Origin of the sequence: Burkholderia sp. KJ006, assembly GCF_000262695.1 — a bacterium.
Lineage (GTDB): Bacteria > Pseudomonadota > Gammaproteobacteria > Burkholderiales > Burkholderiaceae > Burkholderia > Burkholderia vietnamiensis.
On sequence record NC_017922.1, the window covers coordinates 686,819 to 707,743 of the forward strand.

The 20,925-nt window shown below is 70.4% G+C and carries 17 protein-coding genes; 10 read left to right on the forward strand and 7 right to left on the reverse strand.

Going from position 1 to position 20,925, the window contains the following annotated elements:
• Positions 1 to 185: 185 nt before the first annotated feature.
• The 3 genes from MYA_RS27055 to MYA_RS27065 all read right to left on the reverse strand — a co-directional run bounded on the left by MYA_RS27055 (position 186) and on the right by MYA_RS27065 (position 3,255).
• Positions 186 to 1,451 carry a putative glycoside hydrolase gene (locus MYA_RS27055; protein WP_014726005.1) on the reverse strand — a complete coding sequence of 422 codons (1,266 nt, stop codon included), beginning with the start codon at positions 1,449 to 1,451 and terminating at the stop codon, positions 186 to 188.
• Entirely contained in the window at positions 1,444 to 2,241 is a 798-nt protein-coding gene (locus MYA_RS27060; RefSeq protein WP_014726006.1) for a polysaccharide deacetylase family protein, read from the reverse strand. Before MYA_RS27060 ends, MYA_RS27055 begins: the two co-directional genes overlap by 8 nt.
• Positions 2,242 to 2,319: 78 nt before the next feature.
• Positions 2,320 to 3,255: a 1-phosphofructokinase family hexose kinase gene (locus MYA_RS27065; RefSeq protein WP_041494382.1), complete on the reverse strand. Its 936-nt coding sequence runs from the start codon at positions 3,253 to 3,255 to the stop codon at positions 2,320 to 2,322.
• Between the two features lie 195 nt (positions 3,256 to 3,450).
• On the opposite strand from MYA_RS27065, the gene MYA_RS27070 reads away from it, so the two are divergent.
• Entirely contained in the window at positions 3,451 to 5,247 is a 1,797-nt protein-coding gene (locus MYA_RS27070) for an adenosylcobalamin-dependent ribonucleoside-diphosphate reductase (protein ID WP_014726008.1), read from the forward strand.
• An 88-nt stretch (positions 5,248 to 5,335) separates the two neighbouring features.
• Here the strand turns inward: MYA_RS27070 and ftsH are convergent, their stop codons facing one another.
• From ftsH to MYA_RS27085, 3 genes are all read right to left on the reverse strand, one after another.
• The gene (gene ftsH, locus MYA_RS27075) at positions 5,336 to 7,243 is read right to left on the reverse strand and encodes an ATP-dependent zinc metalloprotease FtsH (protein ID WP_011880369.1); all 1,908 of its coding nucleotides are present in this window, start codon (positions 7,241 to 7,243) and stop codon (positions 5,336 to 5,338) included.
• A gap of 33 nt (positions 7,244 to 7,276) precedes the next feature.
• Complete coding sequence (locus MYA_RS27080; protein ID WP_011880370.1) at positions 7,277 to 7,786, reverse strand: BCAM0308 family protein; 510 nt, start codon at positions 7,784 to 7,786, stop codon at positions 7,277 to 7,279.
• Positions 7,787 to 7,857: 71 nt separating this feature from the next.
• On the reverse strand, positions 7,858 to 8,505 hold the full coding sequence (locus MYA_RS27085; protein WP_014726009.1) for a BON domain-containing protein: 648 nt from the start codon (positions 8,503 to 8,505) through the stop codon (positions 7,858 to 7,860).
• 404 nt (positions 8,506 to 8,909) lie between these two features.
• Between MYA_RS27085 and MYA_RS27090 the strand changes: the two genes are divergently transcribed.
• From MYA_RS27090 to MYA_RS27130, 9 genes are all read left to right on the forward strand, one after another.
• Positions 8,910 to 10,406 carry an efflux transporter outer membrane subunit gene (locus MYA_RS27090; protein WP_041494383.1) on the forward strand — a complete coding sequence of 499 codons (1,497 nt, stop codon included), beginning with the start codon at positions 8,910 to 8,912 and terminating at the stop codon, positions 10,404 to 10,406.
• Positions 10,403 to 11,476 carry an HlyD family secretion protein gene (locus MYA_RS27095; protein ID WP_014726012.1) on the forward strand — a complete coding sequence of 358 codons (1,074 nt, stop codon included), beginning with the start codon at positions 10,403 to 10,405 and terminating at the stop codon, positions 11,474 to 11,476. Before MYA_RS27090 ends, MYA_RS27095 begins: the two co-directional genes overlap by 4 nt.
• Positions 11,473 to 14,304 carry a ribosome-associated ATPase/putative transporter RbbA gene (rbbA, locus tag MYA_RS27100; protein WP_014726013.1) on the forward strand — a complete coding sequence of 944 codons (2,832 nt, stop codon included), beginning with the start codon at positions 11,473 to 11,475 and terminating at the stop codon, positions 14,302 to 14,304. The genes MYA_RS27095 and rbbA overlap by 4 nt, the downstream gene beginning before the upstream one ends.
• A gap of 2 nt (positions 14,305 to 14,306) precedes the next feature.
• Positions 14,307 to 15,431, forward strand: a complete 1,125-nt coding sequence (locus tag MYA_RS27105) for an ABC transporter permease (protein ID WP_011880376.1) — start codon at positions 14,307 to 14,309, stop codon at positions 15,429 to 15,431.
• Positions 15,432 to 15,581: 150 nt separating this feature from the next.
• On the forward strand, positions 15,582 to 15,767 hold the full coding sequence (locus MYA_RS27110) for a DUF2964 family protein (protein ID WP_014726014.1): 186 nt from the start codon (positions 15,582 to 15,584) through the stop codon (positions 15,765 to 15,767).
• A 30-nt stretch (positions 15,768 to 15,797) separates the two neighbouring features.
• The gene (locus MYA_RS27115) at positions 15,798 to 16,934 is read left to right on the forward strand and encodes an ABC transporter permease (protein ID WP_014726015.1); all 1,137 of its coding nucleotides are present in this window, start codon (positions 15,798 to 15,800) and stop codon (positions 16,932 to 16,934) included.
• Complete coding sequence (locus tag MYA_RS27120) at positions 16,931 to 17,635, forward strand: ABC transporter ATP-binding protein (RefSeq protein ID WP_172820474.1); 705 nt, start codon at positions 16,931 to 16,933, stop codon at positions 17,633 to 17,635. Before MYA_RS27115 ends, MYA_RS27120 begins: the two co-directional genes overlap by 4 nt.
• On the forward strand, positions 17,632 to 18,717 hold the full coding sequence (locus MYA_RS27125) for an HlyD family secretion protein (protein ID WP_014726016.1): 1,086 nt from the start codon (positions 17,632 to 17,634) through the stop codon (positions 18,715 to 18,717). Before MYA_RS27120 ends, MYA_RS27125 begins: the two co-directional genes overlap by 4 nt.
• Entirely contained in the window at positions 18,695 to 20,197 is a 1,503-nt protein-coding gene (locus MYA_RS27130) for an efflux transporter outer membrane subunit (RefSeq protein ID WP_041494384.1), read from the forward strand. Before MYA_RS27125 ends, MYA_RS27130 begins: the two co-directional genes overlap by 23 nt.
• Positions 20,198 to 20,241: 44 nt before the next feature.
• On the opposite strand, the gene MYA_RS27135 is transcribed toward MYA_RS27130, so the two are convergent.
• Positions 20,242 to 20,682, reverse strand: a complete 441-nt coding sequence (locus MYA_RS27135; protein WP_014726018.1) for a hypothetical protein — start codon at positions 20,680 to 20,682, stop codon at positions 20,242 to 20,244.
• Positions 20,683 to 20,925 lie beyond the last annotated feature (243 nt).

Consider the following 20,925-nt stretch of genomic DNA (forward strand, 5'->3'; position numbering starts at 1 on the left):
CTGTTTGCAAAGACGTCACGTCTGGGCCGTGTGGTGCTACGTCGTCCTACGGGTTGATGTTGGGAATCTCGAACGACATGCCACACGCCCGGGCTTTCAGATTGCTCGTCGACGGCAAATAATGCGGATCGGCCTACGGCATCGTCGATTGGCGCCACACGATATCGCCGCTCTGGACCTCCCACTCACCGCGGCAACGCCGCCGGATCATAGCGATTACGCGGATTCCACAGCATCCACCCATCAGTCCCCTCCGCGTCGGCCGCATCGACCTGCGCGCGGATCTCGTCGGCGTCGAACGGCCGATGATCGAACGCGTAGTCGCGAAAGGCCTGCAGCCACGGCCGGAAGCGCACGCCGTCCATCCCGGTCCGGCGCTTCGCCTCGGCCAGCGACCGCGCGACGATCTCGCCGGCATGCTCGGTCGGCTTGCGGCAGCCGGGCAGCCCCCACGTGAAGCCCGACGGATACAGCATCGGCGACACGTAGTCGACCACCGTGCCCAGTGCATCGAGCCGCTGCCCGATCGCGGTGTCGTCGCTGTTCCAGCACACGTAGCCGAAAATGTCGGCCGACAGGTACAGGTTGTACGGACGCAGCCGCTCGCGCGCGCCGGTCAGAAAACCGGTGATCGCCGCGACCCGGTTGGCCTCGGTGTTGGGCTCGGCGAACCGCAGGCCGTTCGCGTCGGGAAACCGCAGATAGTCGAACTGGATTTCGTCGAAGCCCATCCGGGCCGCCTCTTCGGCGATGTCGTAATTGTGTTGCCAAGCCGCGCGCGACGTCGGATCGATCCAGCGCTGATGCTCGCGATCCTGCCAGATCTCCCCCGCCGCATCGCGCACCGCCCACTCAGGATGCGCACGCGCCAGTGCGTCGTCCTTGAACACGACGATGCGCCCGATCACGTAAAGGCCGCGCGCATGGAACGTCCGCAGCAGCTCCGGCAGATCGGGCGGATGCACGATCGCGCCCGCCGCATGACTCGCCGCACCGGACACGTCGCGCGCGAGGCTGCGATACGGCGTGACGCCGCTGTCGCCCTTCACGTCGATGACGAGCGCGTTGATCGCGGTCGTGCCCTGCAGCGCGAGCGCGGCGTCGCGCAACGTGTGGTCCGCGACACCGTACGCCGACAGGTAAACCGCTTTCGGACGCACCGGCGCCAGCCGGATCGTATGGGCCGCGTCGGTCGGCGCCAGCGTGAGCTCGGCGCGCGCGTAGCCGGGCGCGCGCACGCTCACGCGCGTACCTGCCGCATCGAGCTCCAGCGAAAACGCGCCGTCGCGATCCGCGGTCCGGTTCACGCCGCCGGCATGGCCGATCGCGCCGGCCAGCGGATGACCGTTGGTCGCATCGACCACGGTGATCCACACCGGCGCCGCATGCGCGGCGACCGCGGCGACACCGGCAAACAATACGAGCAGACACGCGATCACGCGCTCAATCATGGCTTCCTCCGGCGCTTCTCAGCAGTCCGTTCATGCAGCGCGTGTCGCACGCGTCGGTCATCAGATAGCGCGGCAGCGCCATCGCGGAATCGGTGCGCCGGACCGGGCGCGCATCGATCGTGAAGGCGGCGACGTAGCCCTCGGCCGCCGCCTGCTCGTCGGTCTGCGCATCGTGGACGCCGAACGGCCAGGCCAGCAGCGTGACGGGCCGGCCGATCTCGGCCTCGAGCCGCTCGCGCGAGCGCCGCAACTGGAACGACACGAAGCGCCGGTAGTCGGCCGGCGTCTGCCGCGCCCGCTCGGTATGGAAATTCGGATGCCAGTACGTATGCGACTCGATGGCGACGTCGGCGGATTGCCCGAGCGCGCGCAGCTGATCCCACGTCATCGCATAGCCGGCATTGGAGATCGCCGACGGATAGACGAACAGCGTGACGGGTATCGGATGCGCCGCGAGCAGCGGGCGCAGCACGTCGTAGACGGAGCGGTGACCGTCGTCGACGGTGATCGCGACCGCACGCGCGGGCAATGCAACCGCATCGCCACGCTGCCAGCGCACGACGTCGGCGAGCGGCACGATCCGGTAGCCGTTCGCGTCGATTGCCTGCAACTGGTCGCGCAACGTGTCGATGCGCACCGTCATCGAATCGACGCGCGTCGTCGCGAACCGGTGGTAGGCCAGGATCAGCACACGCTGCGGCTGCGGCGCACCGGCGCCTGCATCGTCCGCCGCCCACAGCGGCGGCACGCACGACAGCAGGAGTAGACAGACGAGCATGCGCAAGGCCATGGCGGTCCTCGTAGACGGGCTGCCCCATTGTTCGCGATCGCGGCGCGCATGCCGCTGAGCCAGATCAACGGTCACCGATCAGCTTGCGAGCGCAACGATTTCGTCGTGGATGCGCTCGACGTCCGCGCGCGTGCACAGGGCGGTGCCCGGATGCTCGACCGACGAAGCCGATGCGGCGAGCGCATAGCGGCACGCGTCGTCGAGCGGCACGCCGCGCGCCAGCGCCCACACCATGCCGCCGACGAAACTGTCGCCGGCGCCGACCGTGCTGCATACCGCTGCCGGCCGCCCGGGCAGACGCAACGACCGATCGCGCGTGACGACCCACGCGCCGCGCGCGCCGAGCGTCAACGCGACGATCTCGGCCTGGCCGCGCGCGACGAGTTCGCTCGCCACTCGGCACGCGGACGCATCGTCGAGCGCTTCGCCGGCCAGCGCGCTGAGTTCGCCGATACTGGGCTTCACGAGATGAACGCCCTCCTCCAGCGCCGCGCCCAGCGCACGGCCCGACGCGTCGACGACGACGCGACTGCCCCGCGCCTTCGCGGCCCGTGCGAGCGTCGCGTACAGATCGTCGGGCGCGCCGGGCGGCAGACTGCCGCTCAGCACGAGATAGCGCGGCGCCGGCTGCATCGCGTCGAGGCGGGCCGCGCAGTCGCGCCACTCGGCGTCGCTCACCGATGGCCCCGGCATCAAAAAGCGGTATTCGCGCCCGGTCGAGGTCTCGGTCACGCAGACGTTCTCGCGCGTCTCGCCGACGATCCGGATGCGCACGCTCGGCAGGCGCTCGGCCTCGATCAACAGCGTCAGCACGTCGCCGGTCGGGCCGCCGGCCAGGTACAGCGCGACGCAGTCGCCGCCGAGCCGGTGGATGGTCCGCGCGACGTTGATGCCGCCGCCGCCCGGGTCGCGGCGCGGCCGCGCGCAGCGCAGCTTGTGCGTGTCGACGATGTGCTCGACCGACGTCGCGACGTCGACGGCCGGGTTCAGGGTAACGGTAACGATATCTGTCATGGTGTGGGTCTTGTGCAGTCGATGGCACGCGCGCCGCGACGGTGCGCGCGCCGGCCGTGGCTCCACCATACGTGCGGCGACGGTCGCGGCGTTGATGCCAGTCAATCGATCCCGCAACCGCACACGATTGCGCTCGATCAACGACGCACGCGTGCAGGCTCCTACAGTGAATCATTCTTCGCCGCCGAGCCCTCCATGGATGAGCAGCCGCTGTGCAGCACCGTGTTCGCCGAGCGCTACGCGCAGCCCGGCGAGACGTCGCGTGCGGCCGTATTCCAGCGCGTCGCGCGCGCGCTGTCGCTCGCCGAGCCGCCCGAGCTGCGCGCGCAGTGCGAGCGTGCGTTCTTCCAGAACCTGCAGCGCGGCGCGATCGGCGCCGGCCGCATCCTCGCGAACGCCGGCGCCGATACGGGCGGCACGATGGTCAACTGCTTCGTCCATCCGCTCGCGATGCCGGCCGACACGCGCGCGCGGGCCGTCGATGCGGCGCTCACGCACGCGCTCGGCGACGCGCGGCGCACGCTGCTGATGGGCGGCGGAATCGGCTACGACTTCTCGCCGGTGCCGCCGCTCGACGCCTACGAGCGCCGCGCGGCGTCGGACGCCGGCGCATGCGCGGCGATCGACCGCTTCGATGCGATGTGCCGCGCGCTGCCGTTCACCGGCCCGCGCCGCGGCGCGCAGATGGCCGTCCTGCGCTGCGATCATCCGGACCTCGCGGCATTCGTCGCGGCCAAGCGCGGACGTTCGCGCTGGCCGACCTTCAACGTGTCGGTCGGCATCACCGACGCCTTCATGGAAGCGGTCCTGCACGACCGGCCGTGGGCGCTCGTCCATCGTGCGCCGCCGCACCGGGCGTCCATCGCGGCGCCACGCCAGCCGGACGGAAATCATGTTTACGCGACGGTCGCGGCACGCACGCTGTGGCACGAGATCGTCGCCGCGGCGCGCGACAGCGCCGAACCGGGGCTGCTGTTCGTCGACACCATCCGCGCTGCGAACCCGCTGCGCGAGCACGAACGGATCGACGCGACCAACCCGTGCGGCGAGCAGCCGCTGCCCGCGTACGGCAGCTGCGTGCTCGGCCCGATCGACCTGTCGCGGTTCGTGCTGCACCCGTTCGGCGTCGAAGGCAAGCCGCGCTTCGACTTCGCGACGCTCGCCGACGCGGTGCGCATCCAGGTCCGCATGCTCGACGACGTGCTGGACCTGACCGCATGGCCGCTCGCCGCGCACCAGCGCGAGGCGCGGCGCACGCGCCGCATCGGCGTCGGCGTGACCGGGCTGGCCGACGCGCTGACGATGCTGCGGCTGCGTTACGACAGCGCCGACGCCCGCGCCTTCGCGCGCTCGATCGTGCTGTCGATGCGCGAACATGCGTTTGCCGCGTCGGCGGCGCTGGCGGCCGAACGCGGCGCCTTTCCGGCATACGATCCGGCCGACTATCTGACCGGCCCCGCGCACCGCACGCTGCTGCCGCTGAACGTACAGCACGCGATCGCGCGGCACGGGCTGCGCAACAGTCATCTGCTGTCGTTCGCGCCGGCCGGCAGCGTGAGCCTCGCGTTCTGCGACAACTGCTCGAACGGCATCGAGCCGGCCGTCGGCTGGACCCAGCGCAGGATGGTGCATACGGCCGACGGTCGGGTCCGCCAGTTTCATGCGCAGAATCACGCTTACCGGCTGTTTCGCGCGCTGCATGGCGAGCACGAACGGCTGCCCGACTATTTCGTGACCGCGGCGGAGATCGCACCGGCCGATCACGTCGCGATGCTCGCGGCGCTGCAGCCCTGCGTGGACGCCGGCATCTCGAAGACGGTGACGCTGCCCGACCGGTGTTCGCTCGCGCAGGTCGACGCGCTGTTCGTGCAGGCGTGGCGCGACGGTCTGAAGGGCATCACGGTGTTCCGGCCCGACCCGCGGCTCGCGGCGGTCGTCATGGACGACGCGACGCAAGCGCGCCGCGACGGGCCGGTCTGCATCGGTTGTTGAACCGAACCGCGCGACAGCCGGCGGACGACAGCCCGCGGTCCACATGCGACGCGATAGCGATGAACCCCGCCCCGCCGCGCTCCGGCCGTCAGGCGGACGTGCCGCTGACGCTTTCAGTATCGGTCGATGCGGCGCCCGACGTCGGGCCGGCGTCGTCCGGCGCCGCGATCAGCGCGACCAGCATGTCGTGGTCGATCGATTCGTGCTGCAGCAGGCTGCGCGCGATCCGTTCGAGCGCATCGCGGTGCGCGGCGAGCGTCGCGGTCACGCGCGCGTGCGCGTCCTCGAGCAGCGCGCGCACCTCCTCGTCGATCAGCTGCGCCGTGTGTTCGCTGCAGTGGCCGTCGCCCGGCGTCCATACGCCCGGCGCGCCGTGCTGCAGTGCACCGTCGTCGAGCGTCGCGAGGCCGAGCCGCTCGCTCATCCCGTACTGCATGACCATGTGGCGCGCGAGCGCGGTGGCGCGCTCCAGATCGTTCTGCGCGCCGGTCGACACGTCGCCGAACGCGATTTCCTCGGCCACGCGTCCGCCGAGCAGCACGTCGAGCCGGTCGAGCAGTTCGCTCCTGCGCAGCACGTAGCGATCTTCGGTCGGCACCTGCTGCGTGTAGCCGAGCGCCGCGATCCCGCGCGGGATGATCGACACCTTCTTCACCGGATCGCAATGCTCGCGGCTTTGCGCGACGAGCGCGTGCCCCGATTCGTGGTACGCGATGGTGCGCTTCTCCTGCTCGTTCATCACGCGGCTCTTGCGCTCCATGCCGGTCATCGCGCGATCGATCGCCTCGTCGAAATCGGTCATGTCGATCGCCGGCTTGCCGAGCTCGGCCGCATGCAGCGCGGCTTCGTTGACGACGTTCGCGAGATCGGCGCCGACGAATCCCGGCGTGCGCTGCGCGAGCTCGGCGAGATCGACGCCGGGTGCGACCTTCACGCGCTTCGTATGCACGGTCAGGATCTGCTTGCGGCCGTTCAAGTCGGGCCGGTCGATCGCGATGTGCCGGTCGAAGCGGCCGGGGCGCAGCAGCGCGGGATCGAGAATCTCCGGCCGGTTGGTCGCGGCCATGATGATCACGCCGGAGTTGGCCTGAAAGCCGTCCATCTCGACGAGCAGCTGGTTGAGCGTCTGCTCGCGCTCGTCGTTGCCCGACATCAGCCCGACGCCGCGCGCCTTGCCGAGCGCATCGAGCTCGTCGATGAAGACGATGCACGGCGCGGTTTGCTGCGCCTGTTCGAACAGGTCGCGCACGCGCGCCGCGCCGACGCCGACGAACATCTCGACGAATGCCGAGCCGCTGATCGTGAAGAACGGCACCGCCGCCTCGCCGGCGACGGCGCGCGCGAGTAGCGTCTTGCCGGTGCCCGGCGCGCCGACGATCAGCACGCCCTTCGGAATCTTGCCGCCGAGCCGCTGATAGCGATCCGGATCGCGCAGAAATGCGACGATCTGCTGCAGCTCTGCCTTCGCCTCGTCGATGCCCGCGATGTCGTCGAACGTGATGCCGGTTTCCTTCTGCATGTACACGCGCGCGCGGCTCTTGCCCATCCCGCTCAGGTCGCGCATCCCGCCCGGCCGGCGCGTCATGAACGTCCAGATCACGACGAAGCCGATCAACGGAAAGATCCAGGTCGCGAGCGTGCCGATCCAGCCGGTATCGGCCGCGCCGCGGTAGCGAATCCCGGCCGCGGTCAGCGCCGCAACCAGATTGTCGTCGCTCACGCGGTTCGTGGTGAAGCGCCACGGCGCGCCGGCCGCCTTCACGTCGGCCGCGTCGGAGGCCGGCAGCGCCGCCCCCGCCTGCGGCATGCGCAGCGTGCCGGAGATCGACGTCTGCCCGATCTCCAGATCGTCGACGAGCCGCGCTTCCACGAGGTGGTGGAAATCGCTGTAGGAGATCGCGGTCGCCGCCGGCTGACGCCCGAACAGTTGAACCGCGATCAGTACCGCGAACGCGATCGGAATCAGCAGGCCGGAGTAGTCGAAGGTTTTTTTCATCGGCTAGACCCTGCCGGGCGGCCCAGCACCGGTTCACGCATCGTCGCGCGTCCAGTGCGCACGCAGCATGTCTTCGCCGTCGCGATAGTTGATCGCGAGACTGCCGTGATGCGCATGCAGCAGCGCGTCGGCCAGGCGCCTGACCATGTGTGCGCCGGTCGTGCGCACGGTGACCGAATCGGCGGACCGCTCGATCTCCATGATGCGCTCGAGCGCGTGCTCGCTCGTCTCCATGTCGGCCTGACGCTGCAGCAGCTCGAGGATCATCCCGCGATGCGCGTGCAGATACGCGCCGTGCAGCACCAGCTCGCCGGCCGGCACGTTTTCGCGCATGCGCTTGCAGGCCGGGCATTCGAGCTGGCGCCGATCGCGCGGCGTCGCGTACCAGGTCCAGCGGCCCGCGTCGCAGACCGCGCCGCAGCCCTCGCAGATCCGGTCGCCTTTGGGCCGCTTCGGCTCGCGATAGCTGTCCTTCGTATGCGGTTGCATCCGCTTGTCGCGGCGCAGAGGGTTGCGGCCGGAGCCGCCATTCGAACGGTTCATCGCCCTTCTCCTGACAGTGGACAACACCGGCGCGACGGTCGTGCGACGCTCGCGCACCGGTCATGCAACGCTCAGGCGACGGTCAGCCGGTCCACGACCTGCCGTACGCCGCGCACTGCGCCAGCCGCGCCGCACACGGCACGCTTGTCGGCCAGCGACGCCACGGTGCCCGACAGCGTGACCACGCCGTCGCTCGCGTCGATCGAAATGCCGGAGGATTCGCGCCGCGCGCGACGCGCGAGGGCGTCGGCGATCCGCGCGCCGACGTCCGGCACCGTATGGTCGCCGCGCACGCGGATGCGGTTCGCCACGCCGACGACGCCGATCATCCGGCTCACCATCGCTTCCGCCGCGCGGCTCTGATACGCATGGTCGACTTCGCCGTCGAGCGTCACGCAGCCGTGATCGACCTCGACCGCGATCTTGTGATCGCGCAGCGCCTCCTGCCAGCCGAGCGCGAACGTGATCGCGATCGCCAGCTCGTGGTCGGCGCATGCGCTTGCCGGCGGCGTGACGCTCAGTTCGAGCACCAGCGCGCGCGCATCGGCGACATGCAAAGCGGTTTTCTGCGCTTCCAGCTTCTGCGCCCAGCTGTCGACGCTGCCGCGCAGCGTCACGATCCGGTCGCGGACCTCGACGTCGATCCGGCGCGCATCGATCGCCGGATTCCAGAACAGCGCCTGCTCGACATCCTGCTTCAGTACGGCGTCGGACTTCATGCCGGTCTCCCGTCGGCGCATGCCGGCCGCGACGTTTGCGACCGGATCCGTGCACCATCGCGATCAGCATCGCGCACGGCGGCCGCGACGGCTTGACGAGGATCAAGCAACGGCCGGCTCGCGGCGGCCGCGCGTCGGTGCGCCGCCGTCCGCCCCGCGCTGCTTCGATCGCCCCGCTCGGCCAAAAAGGACGACGCCGCGGCGGCACAGCCGGCCGCGCCGACGCGCCCGCATCGCGGCCACGTCTCGGTGCGCGCGTCAATCGAGGGGCCGCTCGACACGCAATCCGGCCCGAGTGACCCAGATCAAGGGGAAACCCGGTAATCGTCGGATATAAACGAGGCCGAAGCGGCGACGCCCGAGGGCGCCGCCATCCCGTATTCCTGCATTCGTCGAGGCCTTCCATGCGCGCTGCCGCGCTTGCCGCTCCGTTTCACCCGACCGTCGTGCGGCGCATGCGTGTCGCCGTGCTGTTGGCGGGCCTGGGACTGCTGTCGGGATGCCTGTCGCTCGCGCCTGCCGACACGCGCCCGCCCGCACCGATTCCCGCCGCCTTCCCCGATCCGTCGGCCGCCGCGGCGCCCGCCGCGCAGGCGCCCGACTGGCACGCCTACTTCGTCGACACGCGCCTTCAGGCGCTGATCGCGCAGGCGCTCACGAACAACCGCGACCTGCGCGCGGCCGTGGCACGCGTCGACGAGGCGCGCGCGGTCTACGGCGTCCGCAGCGCGGACCAGTGGCCGACGATCGGCGCCGGTGCGGCCTACGCGCGGTTTCGCACGCCGGGCGGCTTGCTGACGCCGGCGCCCATGATCGGCCAGCTCTACGAGGTGCAACTGGCCGAGACCCAATGGGAGATCGATTTCTGGGGGCGCGTGCGCAGCCTGAAGGCGGCCGCGCTGCAGCGCTATCTGGCGAGCGACGCGGCCCGCCAGGCGACGACGCTGAGCGTCGTCACCGGCGTCGCGAACGCGTATCTGACGCTGTGCGAGATCGACGAGCGGATCGTGCTGACGCGCGCGACGATCGACACGCGCCGCGAATCGCTGCGGATCTTCCGGCTGCGTTACGCGGCCGGCGCGATCTCGCGCCTCGACCTCACGCAGTCGGAGATCCTGCTGCAGCAGGCCGAGTCGCTCGGCGTCCAGTTGCAGCAGGCGCGCGCCACGGCGGCCGATGCGCTCGCGCTGCTGGTCGGCGCGCCCCCCGAGCTGGGCGCCGCACCGCTCGCGCTCGACGACGGCGCGGTGCTGCCGTCGCTCGCGCCCGGCCTGCCTTCGTCGCTGCTCGAGCGCCGTCCGGACGTGATCGCGGCCGAGCACGAACTGCAGGCGAGCCGCGCGAACATCGGCGCGGCGCGCGCGGCGTTCTTCCCGCGCATCGCGTTGACGAGCGCGATCGGCTCCGGCAGCTCGGCGCTGCACGACCTGCTGACGTCGGGAACGGGCGTGTGGTCGCTGATCCCCAGCGCCACGCTGCCGCTCATCGACGGCGGCCGCAACCGTTCGAACCTCGCACTCGCGAACGCACAGCGCGACGAGGCGCTCGCCCGCTACGAGAAAACGCTGCAAGGCGCGTTCCGCGACGTCTCCGACGCGCTCGCCGCGCGCCACTGGCTCGCCGACCAGGTCGCGATCGAACGCGCGACGCTGGCGTCGCAGGCCGAGCGCGCGCGCCTCGCGAAGCTGCGCTACGACAGCGGCGCGACGCGCTTCCTCGAAGTGCTCGACGCGCAGCGCGACCTGATGAACGCTGAGCAGCAGCTCGTCGTCACGCGACGCGCGCTGCTGTCGAGCCGCGTCGCGCTGTACGGCGCGCTGGGCGGCGGCCCCGACGATCCGCGCCTGCCGCCGACGGCGCAGCAGCCTATCCATTCGACTGACTCGGAAAACAGACAATGAAAACCATCCCGCGCCCTCTTCTGATCGGTGCCGGTGCGGCCGTGCTCGCCGTCTGCGTCGCCTATTACGGCTGGTCGCGCTGGCGCGACGGCCAGACCGATGCGGGGCTCGTCAGCGGCAACGGCCGCATCGAGGCGACCGAAATCGACGTCGCGACCAAGCTGCCCGGGCGCGTGACCGCGATGCTCGTCGACGAAGGCGACTTCGTGAAGGCCGGCCAGCCGCTCGCCCGGATGGACGTCGTGGTGCTGCAGGCGCAGCTCGACGAAGCGCAGGCGCGCGCGCAGCAGGCCGTGAACACCGCGGCGAGCGTCGACGCGCAGGTCGCGCAGCGCCGCAGCGACAAGGCGGCGGCAGAGGCCGTCGTCGTGCAGCGCGAAAGCGAGCTCGACGCAGCCACGCGGCGGCTGGCGCGCTCCGAGACGCTGTCGCGCGACGGCGCCTCGTCGCTGCAGGAACTCGACGACGACCGCGCCCGCGCGGGCAGCCTGCGCGCGACCGTGAATGCCGCGCGCGCGCAGGTGCAGGCCGCGCAGGCCGCGATCGACGCGACCCAGGCGCAGCTCGTCGCGGCGCGCTCCGCAGTGACGGCAGCGCAAGCGACCGTCGCGCGCGTGCGCGCCGACATCGCGGACAGCGAGCTGACCTCGCCGCGCGACGGCCGCGTGCAGTACCGCATCGCCGAGTCGGGCGAAGTGCTGCCGGCCGGCGGCAAGGTGCTCAACGTCGTCGATCTGTCCGACGTGTACATGACGTTCTTCCTGCCGGAATTGGCGGTCGGTCGCGTGCCGCTCGGCGCCGACGTGCGGATCGTCCTCGATGCGGCGCCGGAATACGTGATTCCGGCCCGCGTGTCGTACGTGTCGAGCACCGCGCAGTTCACGCCGAAGACGGTCGAGACGGCCAGCGAACGGCAGAAGCTGATGTTCCGCGTCAAGGCGCGGATCGATCGCGACTTGCTGCAGCGCCATCTGAAGCTGGTGAAGACCGGGCTGCCGGGCGTCGCGTGGCTGAAGACCGATTCGCACGCGGCGTGGCCCGAGCGCCTCGCGATCAAGGTGCCGCAGTGAACACGACGACGCGCGCAGATACCGACAGCCGCGCGACCGACGGCGCGCCGGGCGCGGCCGGCCCGGCGCCGGTCGCCCGGCTGTCGGGCGTGTCGCTGCGCTACGGCGGCAAGGCGGCGCTCGACGACGTGACGCTCGAGATCCCGGCCGGCCGCATGATCGGGCTGATCGGCCCGGACGGCGTCGGCAAGTCGAGCCTGCTCGCACTCGTGTCGGGCGCGCGCGCGATCCAGCAGGGGCACGTGCACGCGCTCGACGCCGATCTGTCGTCGCGCCGCGATCGCGCGCGCGTATGCCGGCGCATCGCGTACATGCCGCAAGGCCTCGGCCGCAACCTGTACGCGACGCTGTCGGTCGAGGAGAACCTGCAGTTCTTCGCGCGCCTGTTCGGCCACGACGCGGCCGAGCGGCGCCGCCGGATCGACGCGCTGACGCGCAGCACCGGCCTGCATCCGTTCCTCGACCGCCCGGCCGGCAAGCTGTCCGGCGGGATGAAGCAGAAGCTCGGCCTGTGCTGCGCGCTGATCCACGATCCCGACCTGCTGATCCTCGACGAGCCGACGACCGGCGTCGATCCGCTGTCGCGCGCGCAGTTCTGGGATCTGATCGCGCGCATTCGCGTCGCGCGGCCCGCCATGAGCGTGCTGGTCGCGACCGCCTACATGGACGAGGCGCGCCGCTTCGACTGGCTGATCGCGATGGACGCCGGCCGCGTGCTGGCCACCGGCAGCCCCGCCGACCTGCTCGCGCGCACCGGCTGCGACACGCTGGAGGCCGCGTTCATCGCGCTGCTGCCGGACGAGCGCCGCAAGGGGCACCAGCCGGTGCAGATCGAACCGTTCCGGCCCGACGCGACCGCCGGCTACGCGATCGAGGCCGACGGGCTGACGATGCGGTTCGGCGAGTTCGTCGCGGTGGACCACGTGAGCCTGCAGATCCGTCGCGGCGAAATCTTCGGGTTTCTCGGCTCCAACGGCTGCGGCAAGTCGACGACGATGAAGATGCTCACCGGCTTGCTGCCGGCGTCCGAAGGCACGGCGACGCTGTTCGGCCAGCCGGTCGCCGCCAACGACATCGACACGCGCCGCCGCGTCGGCTACATGTCGCAGGGCTTTTCGCTGTACGGCGAGCTGACCGTGCGGCAGAACCTCGTGCTGCACGCGCGCCTGTTCGGCGTGCCGGAAGCCGACGTGCCCGCGCGGGTCGACGAGATGGTCGCGCGCTTCGGGCTCGCCGGCGTGCTCGACGTGCTGCCGGAGCGCCTGCCGCTCGGGATGCGGCAGCGGCTGTCGCTCGCGGTCGCGATGGTGCACAAGCCGGAGCTGCTGATCCTCGACGAGCCGACCTCGGGCGTCGACCCGGTCGCGCGCGACGACTTCTGGCGGCTGATGATCGAGCTGGCGCGCCGCGATCGCGTCACGATCTTCATCTCGACGCACTTCATGAACGAGGCCGCGCGCTGCGACCGCATCTCGCTGATGCATGCGGGCCGCGTGCTCGCGAGCGCCGCGCCGGCGGAACTGGTGCGCATGCGCGGCGCGGCATCGCTCGAGGATGCGTTCATCGGCTACCTCACCGATGCGCAGCGTGAGGACAGCCCGAGCGATGCGGCCGCAGCGGCCGATGCGTCGTCCGACGCCGGCTGGCTCGCCACTCCCCCGTCGGCCACGCCCGCGGCCGCCCGCGGCGCGGCGCGGACCGCATGGTTCAGCGCCGCGCGCGCCGGCAGCTACCTGTGGCGCGAGGTGCTGGAGCTGCGCCGCGACCCGCTGCGGGCGACGCTCGCGCTGTTCGGCTCGCTCGTGCTGATGTGCGTGATCAGCATCGGCATCAGCCTCGACGTCGACAACCTGACGTTCGCGGTGCTCGACCGCGACCAGTCGATCCTGAGCCAGGACTACGCGCAGAACCTCGCCGGCTCGCGCTACTTCGTGCCGCGCGCGCCGCTCGCGGACGATCGCGACATCGAACGCCGCATGCGCAACGGCGAGCTGTCGCTCGCGATCGAGATTCCGCCCGACTTCGCGCGCGACGTCGCGCGCGGGCGGCACGTCGAGATCGGCGCGTGGGTCGACGGCGCGATGCCGATGCGCGCCGAGACGATCCGCGGCTACGTGGCCGGCATGCACGAGAACTGGCTGCGCGACCAGGCGAAGCGCCGCCTCGGCGTGGCGCTCGCGCCGGCCGTCGACATCGCGGTCCGCTATCGCTACAACCCCGACGTGAAGAGCTTGCCCGCGATGATTCCGGCGATCATGCCGATGCTGCTGCTGATGCTGCCCGCGATGCTCACCGCGCTCGCCGTGGTGCGCGAACGCGAGCTCGGGTCGATCGTGAACCTGTACGTGACGCCCGTCACGCGCGCCGAATTCCTGATCGGCAAGCAGGTGCCGTACGTGATGCTGGCGATGCTGAACTTCCTGCTGATGGTCGTGCTCGCCGACCTCGTGTTCGGCGTGCGGATCAAGGGCAGTTTCGCGACGCTGGCGGCCGCGGTGCTGATCTTCAACGTGGTGGCGACCGGCATCGGCCTGTTCGCGTCGACCTTCACGCGCAGCCAGATCGCCGCGATCTTCATGACGATCGTCGGCACGCTGATACCGGTCGTGCAGTTCTCGGGGCTGCTCACGCCGCTGTCGTCGCTGGAAGGCAGCGGCAAGTGGATCGGCACGATCTATCCGGCCACCTACATGCTCGCGATCAGCCGCGGCGTGTACAACAAGGCGCTCGGGCTGTCCGACCTGTCGTCGCAGTTCTGGCCGATGCTCGTGGCCGTGCCCGTCATCCTCGTGATGACCGGCATGCTGCTGCGCAAACAGGAGCGCTGATCATGTCACGCCTGAACGCCATCTTCCGGCTCGGAGTGAAGGAACTCTGGAGCCTCGCGCGCGACCCGATCCTGCTCGCGCTGATCGTCTACACGTTCAGCGCGTCGATCTACGTCGCCGCCACCGCCCGCCCCGAGACGCTGCACAAGGTGCCGATCGCGATCGTCGACGAGGATGCGTCGCCGCTGTCCGCGCGCATCGCAGCGGCGTTCTTCCCGCCGCAGTTCGCGCCGCCGCCGATCGTCGGCGCGGCCGCAGCCGATCGCGGCCTCGACAACGGCGACTACACGTTCTCGCTCGACATCCCGCCCGACTTCCAGCGCGACGTGCTGGCCGGCCGCCATGCGACGGTCCAGCTCAACGTCGATGCGACGCGCATGACACAGGCCTTCACCGGCGGCGGCTACGTCCAGCAGATCGTGTCGGGCGAGATCGACTCGTTCGTGCAGCGCTATCGCGGCTCGCCGCTGCCGCCGGTCGATCTCGCGATGCGCATGCGCTTCAACCCGAACCTCGACGAAGTGTGGTTCGGCGCGCTGATGGAGCTGATCAACAACGTCACGATGCTGTCGATGATCCTCACCGGCGCCGCGCTGATCCGCGAACGCGAGCACGGCACGATCGAGCATCTGCTCGTGATGCCGGTGACCGCCGCGGAAATCATGCTCGCGAAGGTGTGGTCGATGGGGCTCGTGGTCGCAGCGGCGGCGGTCGCGTCGCTGAGCTTCGTCGTGCAGGGCGCGCTGCACGTGCCGATTCCCGGCTCCGTGCCGCTGTTCGTGGCCGGCATGGCGCTGCACCTGTTCGCGACGACGTCGATGGGGATCTTTCTCGCGACGCTGGTGCGCAGCATGCCGCAGTTCGGCATGCTGCTCGTGCTCGTGCTGCTGCCGCTGCAGCTGCTGTCGGGCGGGCTCACGCCGCGCGAGAGCATGCCGCTCGCGGTGCAGGACATCATGCTCGCCGCGCCGACGACCCATTTCGTCGAGCTGGCGCAGCGCATCCTCTATCGCGGCGCCGGCCTCGACGCGGTGTGGATGCAGTTTGCCGCGCTGTTCGCGATCGGCTGCGCGCTGTTCCTGCTGTCCCTGACGCGCTTCCGCAAGACGATCGGCCAGATGGCCTGAGCGGTCCGGCGCGCGGCGCCCCCGGGTCCGTTGACACAGATCAACTGCGACGCGACGCCGCACGCGATCATGACGCCATGTGCCGCAACCAGCGGCGCCATCGCCTGCGGCCCCGCCGTGCCATCGGCCGCCGCTCAACCGGAGAACGTCATGATTCGACTGCAATATCGAAGCACGTTGGCGACGTCCTGCGTGTTCATCGCGCTCGCATCGCTGCTCGGCGTCGTCCACGCGATGCTGATCGACGAGCAGGTCGCGCCGTATGCGATCGTCGCGCTGGTGTCGGGCATCGTCGGCTTCGTCGCCCAGCTGGACCCGGCGTCGAGCGAGCGCTAGCCGGACGGCCGCGCGCTTCGCACCGGCACCATGAACGGCATCCTGCGCCTCGCGTTCAAGCTGCTCGTCAACGACGGCGCGAAGTTCACTGCCCTGATCGTCGGCATCACGTTCTCGGTGCTGCTGATGATCGAGATGACGTCGCTGTTCGCCGGCATTCTCAACAAGTCGTCGGCGTCGGTGATCAACATCGGCGCGAAGGTCTGGGTGATGGACCCGGCCGTGAAGACGATCGCGAACAGCATCGGCATGCCCGGCTACGTGCTCGACGCCGTGCGCAGCATCGACGGCGTCAAGTACGCGGTTCCGCTCTACTCCGGCGGCGCGCTGGTGAAGCTGCGCTCGGGCGCGTATCAGGCGGTCACGGTGGTCGGCCTCGACGACGCGAGCCTGCTCGGCCGGCCCACGATGCTCAAGGGCCGCATCGAAGACATCTACGCGGAAAACGGCTTCATCGCGATTCAGGACCCGGAGTTCGCGAAGCTGGAGAACCCGACCATCGGCACCGATTTCGAGCTGAACGATCATCGCGGCGTGATCGTCGGCATCGCGAAGGTCGCCGCGAGCGGCCTGTTCGGCACGCCGACGCTCTACACCACCTACGCACGCGCGATCCGCTACATCCCGTCGCCGCGCTTCACGACCTCGTACATCCTCGTCGAGCCGAAGTCCGATGCGGACATCGCGCACATCCAGGCCGTCGTGAAGTCGCTCGGCTACCGCGCGTACACGCGCGACGAGTTCATCGCGCAGATCTCGCGCTTCTACAAGTACGAAACCGGGCTCGGCACCAACATCATGCTGATGACGATCATCAGCTTCATCATCGGCCTGTCGATTTCCGGGCAGACCTTCTACGCGTTCATCGTCGAGAACCTCGACAAGTTCGGCGCGCTGAAGGCGATCGGCGCGAAGAGCCGCGAGCTGGTCGCGATGATCCTGTTCCAGGCGACCTTCACCGCGCTGACCGGCTACGGCATCGGCGTCGGGCTGTGCGTGCTGATGATCTCGCTCGCCAAGCTGCGCATCCCCGACTACGCGGCGCTCATCACGTACGGCAACCTGTCGCTCGCGTTCGGGATGGTCGTCGTGATCGCGGCGATCTCGAGCTATCTCGGCGTGCGGCGCGTGCTGCGCATCGAGCCCTTCGACATCTTCCGGGGCTGACGATGGCCGGCATCGCGATCGACGCGCGCGGCGTCGACAAATGGTTCGGCGAAGGCGAAGCGCGCACGCAAGCGCTGCGCGACGTGTCGATGCAGGCGCACTTCGGCGAGATGCTGCTGATCGTCGGACCATCCGGCAGCGGCAAGACCACGCTGCTCAGCGTGATCTCCGGCATCCTGCGGCCGGACGGCGGCTCGGTGTCGATCGACGGCGTCGACCTGTGGGCGCAGCCGAACGACGCGATCGCCGAGTTCCGGCTCAACCGGATCGGCTTCGTGTTCCAGGACTACCACCTGTTCCCGCGGCTCACGACCGCCGAGAACGTCGCGATTCCGTTGATTTTGAAGCGCCAGCCGTGGGACGACGCGATCCAGGCCGCGCACACCTACCTGGGCGTCGTCGGTCTCGCCAATCGCGCGCAGCTGCCGCCCGTCAAGCTGTCCGGCGGCGAGCAGCAGCGCGTGGCGATCGCGCGCGCGATCGTCAGCCAGCCCGACCTGCTGATCCTCGACGAGCCGACCGCATCGCTCGACGGCGACACCGGCCGCATGATCATGGAGTTCGTCAAGCACGAGGTGCTGAACGACACGCGCTGCATCGTGATCGTCACGCACGACGCGCGGATTTTCGAATACGCGGACCGCATCCTGCGCATGGAAGACGGCAAGCTGACCGGCATCGAGCGCGGAGGCGTGCGATGAAGCGCCGGCTCGTGTTCGTCGCGGCCGTGCTCGGCTTCCTGGCGAGCGTCGTCGCCGCGTGGCTCTACGGCCGCCAGGAGCCGCCGCAGCCGCCGGTGTTCAAGCCGGCCGCCAATCCGTACGCGCGCGGCGTCTATGCGAACGGCATCGTCGAAAGCGAGCAGCCGGCCGGCGCGAACGTGAACGTCTATCCGGACGTGTCGGGAGCGGTGACGCGCATCTACGTGCACGACGGCGATCCGGTGAAGGCCGGCGACGTGCTGCTGACGATCGACGACGCCGTGCAGCGCGCGAGCGCCGCGCAGCTCGCCGCGCAGGCCGATGCGGCCGCTGCGCTGCTCGACGAGCTGAACGCGCAGCCGCGCCGCGAGGTGCTCGACGTGGCCGGTGCGCAGACCCGGGCCGCGCAGGCGAGCCTCAAGCTCGCGCAGGATCAGTACGACAAGCAGCGGCGCGCGTACGACATCGATCCGAAAGCAGTGAGCCGCGACGCGCTCGATACGGCCGCGAACGCGGTGCGCGTCGCGGCCGCCAACCTGGACGTCGTGACGCGCCAGTATCGTCTGACCAAGGCCGGCGCATGGAGCTACGACGTGCGCAACCAGCGTGCGCAGGTCGTAGCGCTGCGGCGCGCGGCCGATGCGGCCGCCGCGCTGCTGGCCCGCTACACGCTGCGCGCGCCGGCGGACGGCACCGTGCTGGCGATGAACGCGGCGCTCGGCTCGTACCTGAGCCCGCAGGGGATCTACGACACCTACACGCGGGCCAGCGCGCCGGTCGCGGTGCTCGGCGCGCCGGTCGACCGGCTGCAGGTGCGCTGCTACATCGACGAGATCCTGATCCCGCAACTGCCCGACCTGCATGCGCTGAAGGCGCACATGTTCGTGCGCGGCACGTCGGTCGAGGCCGATCTGCAGTTCGTGCGCGTGCAGCCGTACGTGACGCCGAAGATCGAATTGTCTGACCAGCGCACCGAGCGCGTCGACGTGCGCGTGCTGCCGCTGATTTTCCGTATCGTGCCGAACCGCAACGGGCGGCTGTTCCCCGGGCAGATCGTCGATGTGTACGTCGCCGGCAAATGACCGCGCGTGCGGCGGCCGTACGTCGCGGCGCCGAACCGCTGCGCGCTTGGCCGCCGGGCTGCTCGCCGCGCTGCTCGCGGGCGGCTGCACGGTCGGGCCGAACTTCGTGCCGCCGCCCGCGCCGCGCGTCGAGCGCTTCGTCGCGCCCGACGATCCGCACGCGGCGTCCGGCCCGTGGACCGGCGACGGCCGCACGCAGGCGTTGTCGCCCGACGCGCCGCTCACGCGCGACTGGTGGACGCGCTTCGGCAGCCACGCCATCGACGCGAGCGTCGACGCCGCGCTGACCGGCAGCCCGACGCTCGCGCTCGCCGAAGCGACGCTGCGGCGCAGCGAGCACGCGTTGCGGGCCGGCCAGGGCGTGTTCTTCCCGCAGATCGACGCGCAGGCCGGCGCGGCGCGCGAGCGCGCGACGCCGTCGCGCGGCCCGGCGTTGCCGGCGTCGATCTTCAACCTGTTCACGCTGTCGGCGACCGTCAGCTACACCCTCGACCTTTGGGGCGGCGAACGGCGCCAGGTGGAGGCGCTGGCCGCCGGCGTCGACGCGCAGCGCCACGCGCTGGCCGGCGCGTATCTGATGCTGAGCGCCAACGTCGTCAACACGATGATCGCGCGCGCCGCGTATCGCGACGAAGCCGCCGCCACGCGCGAGACGATCGGTCTCGTCGACGAGCAGATTCGCCTGACGCGCGCGCAGGTGACGGCCGGCGCGGCGGCCTACGTCGCGGTGCTCACGCTCGAGTCGCAGCGGGCGACGCTGCAGGCAACCTTGCCGGCGCTCGACCAGAAGCGCGCGCAAGCCGACGATCTGCTCGCGCTGCTGGCCGGCCGATATCCGGCCGACTGGCGGACGCCGGAGCTGTCGCTCGCCGCGATCGAACTGCCGGCGAGCCTGCCCGATACCGCGCCGTCGTCGCTGGTGCGCCGCCGTCCGGACATCCAGCAGGCGGAAGCCGAACTGCACGTGGCGAGCGCCCAGGTGGGCGTCGCCACCGCCGCGCTCTACCCGAACCTGACGCTGTCCGCGTCGGGCGGCTTCGACAGCGGCGTCGCGGCCAATCTGTTCTCGCCGGCCGGCCGTGCTTGGAGCGTCGGCGCCGGCGTCACCGCACCGCTGTTTCACGGCGGCACGCTGCTGAACCAGCGGCGCGCCGCCCAGGATGCCTACGACGAGGCCGACGCGTCCTACCGGCAGGTCGTGCTGGCCGCGTTCTCGCAGGTGGCCGACGCGCTGCGCGCGCTCGCGAACGACGCCGCGGCGCTCGATGCGCAGGCTCGCGCGATGGCCGCCGCCCGCGATGCGCTGCGGCTCACGCAGGCCGGCTACGACGCGGGGATCACCGGCTACGTGCCGTTGCTGGTCGCCGACGTGCAATATCACCAGGCCCGCATCGCGTGGCTTCAGGCGCTCGCGCAACGCCTGCAGGATACGGTCGCGTTCTACGTCGCGCTCGGCGGCGGCTGGGGCGAAGCTGGTTGACGGACATGGCGCGGGCGGGCCGGCTGCTCGACGGTGCGATGCGCTCAGGCGACGATGTCGGGCCGTTCCCAGCGCGGCAGTTCGGCCCAGCCGAGCGGCGCGTACACGGTGCCGCCGGCCGCGTCGATCGTTTCGACGAATGCGGCGAGCGTCGCGCCGGCCGGTACCGTGAGCGTGGTCGCATCGACGAAATCCTCGCTGCGCAGCCACGGCGCCGCGCCGCGGTTGATCTGCTGGACGCTCCACGCGTGGCCGTGGCGCCCGGCTTCGGGCGGCAACAGCCCGGGCGCGTCGAACGCGACCCGCAGCAATTGCGCGCGCGAATCGCTGTACGGCGGTTTCGCCGCGTTCTGATACGGCACGTCGGCCCAGTTCTCGCCGCATTGCTGATTGAGCGGCAGGCACGTAAACCACGCCCATGGCGAACGAACGAAGCACAACCGGTACAGGTGCGCGGCGCCGTCCAGATTGGCGATCAGCGTCATGATGGATCGATCCCGAGAGACTCGCGATGCCGATGCGCAGCGCGCGCACGGCAGGCGCGGATCATCGAATCATGACACCGCGTCCGCGCGCCGGACCGCCATGCGCGGGCCGACGCGACTGACGATTGATCGTAGTCAAACCGCGCGAGCAGCCTCATTGGGCGGCGCCGGCGGTACGGCCGGCGGGGCATGGAATCCTGCAATTGCTGACTTCGGTCAAGCGCTGCCCGCGCGTTCGCGCTG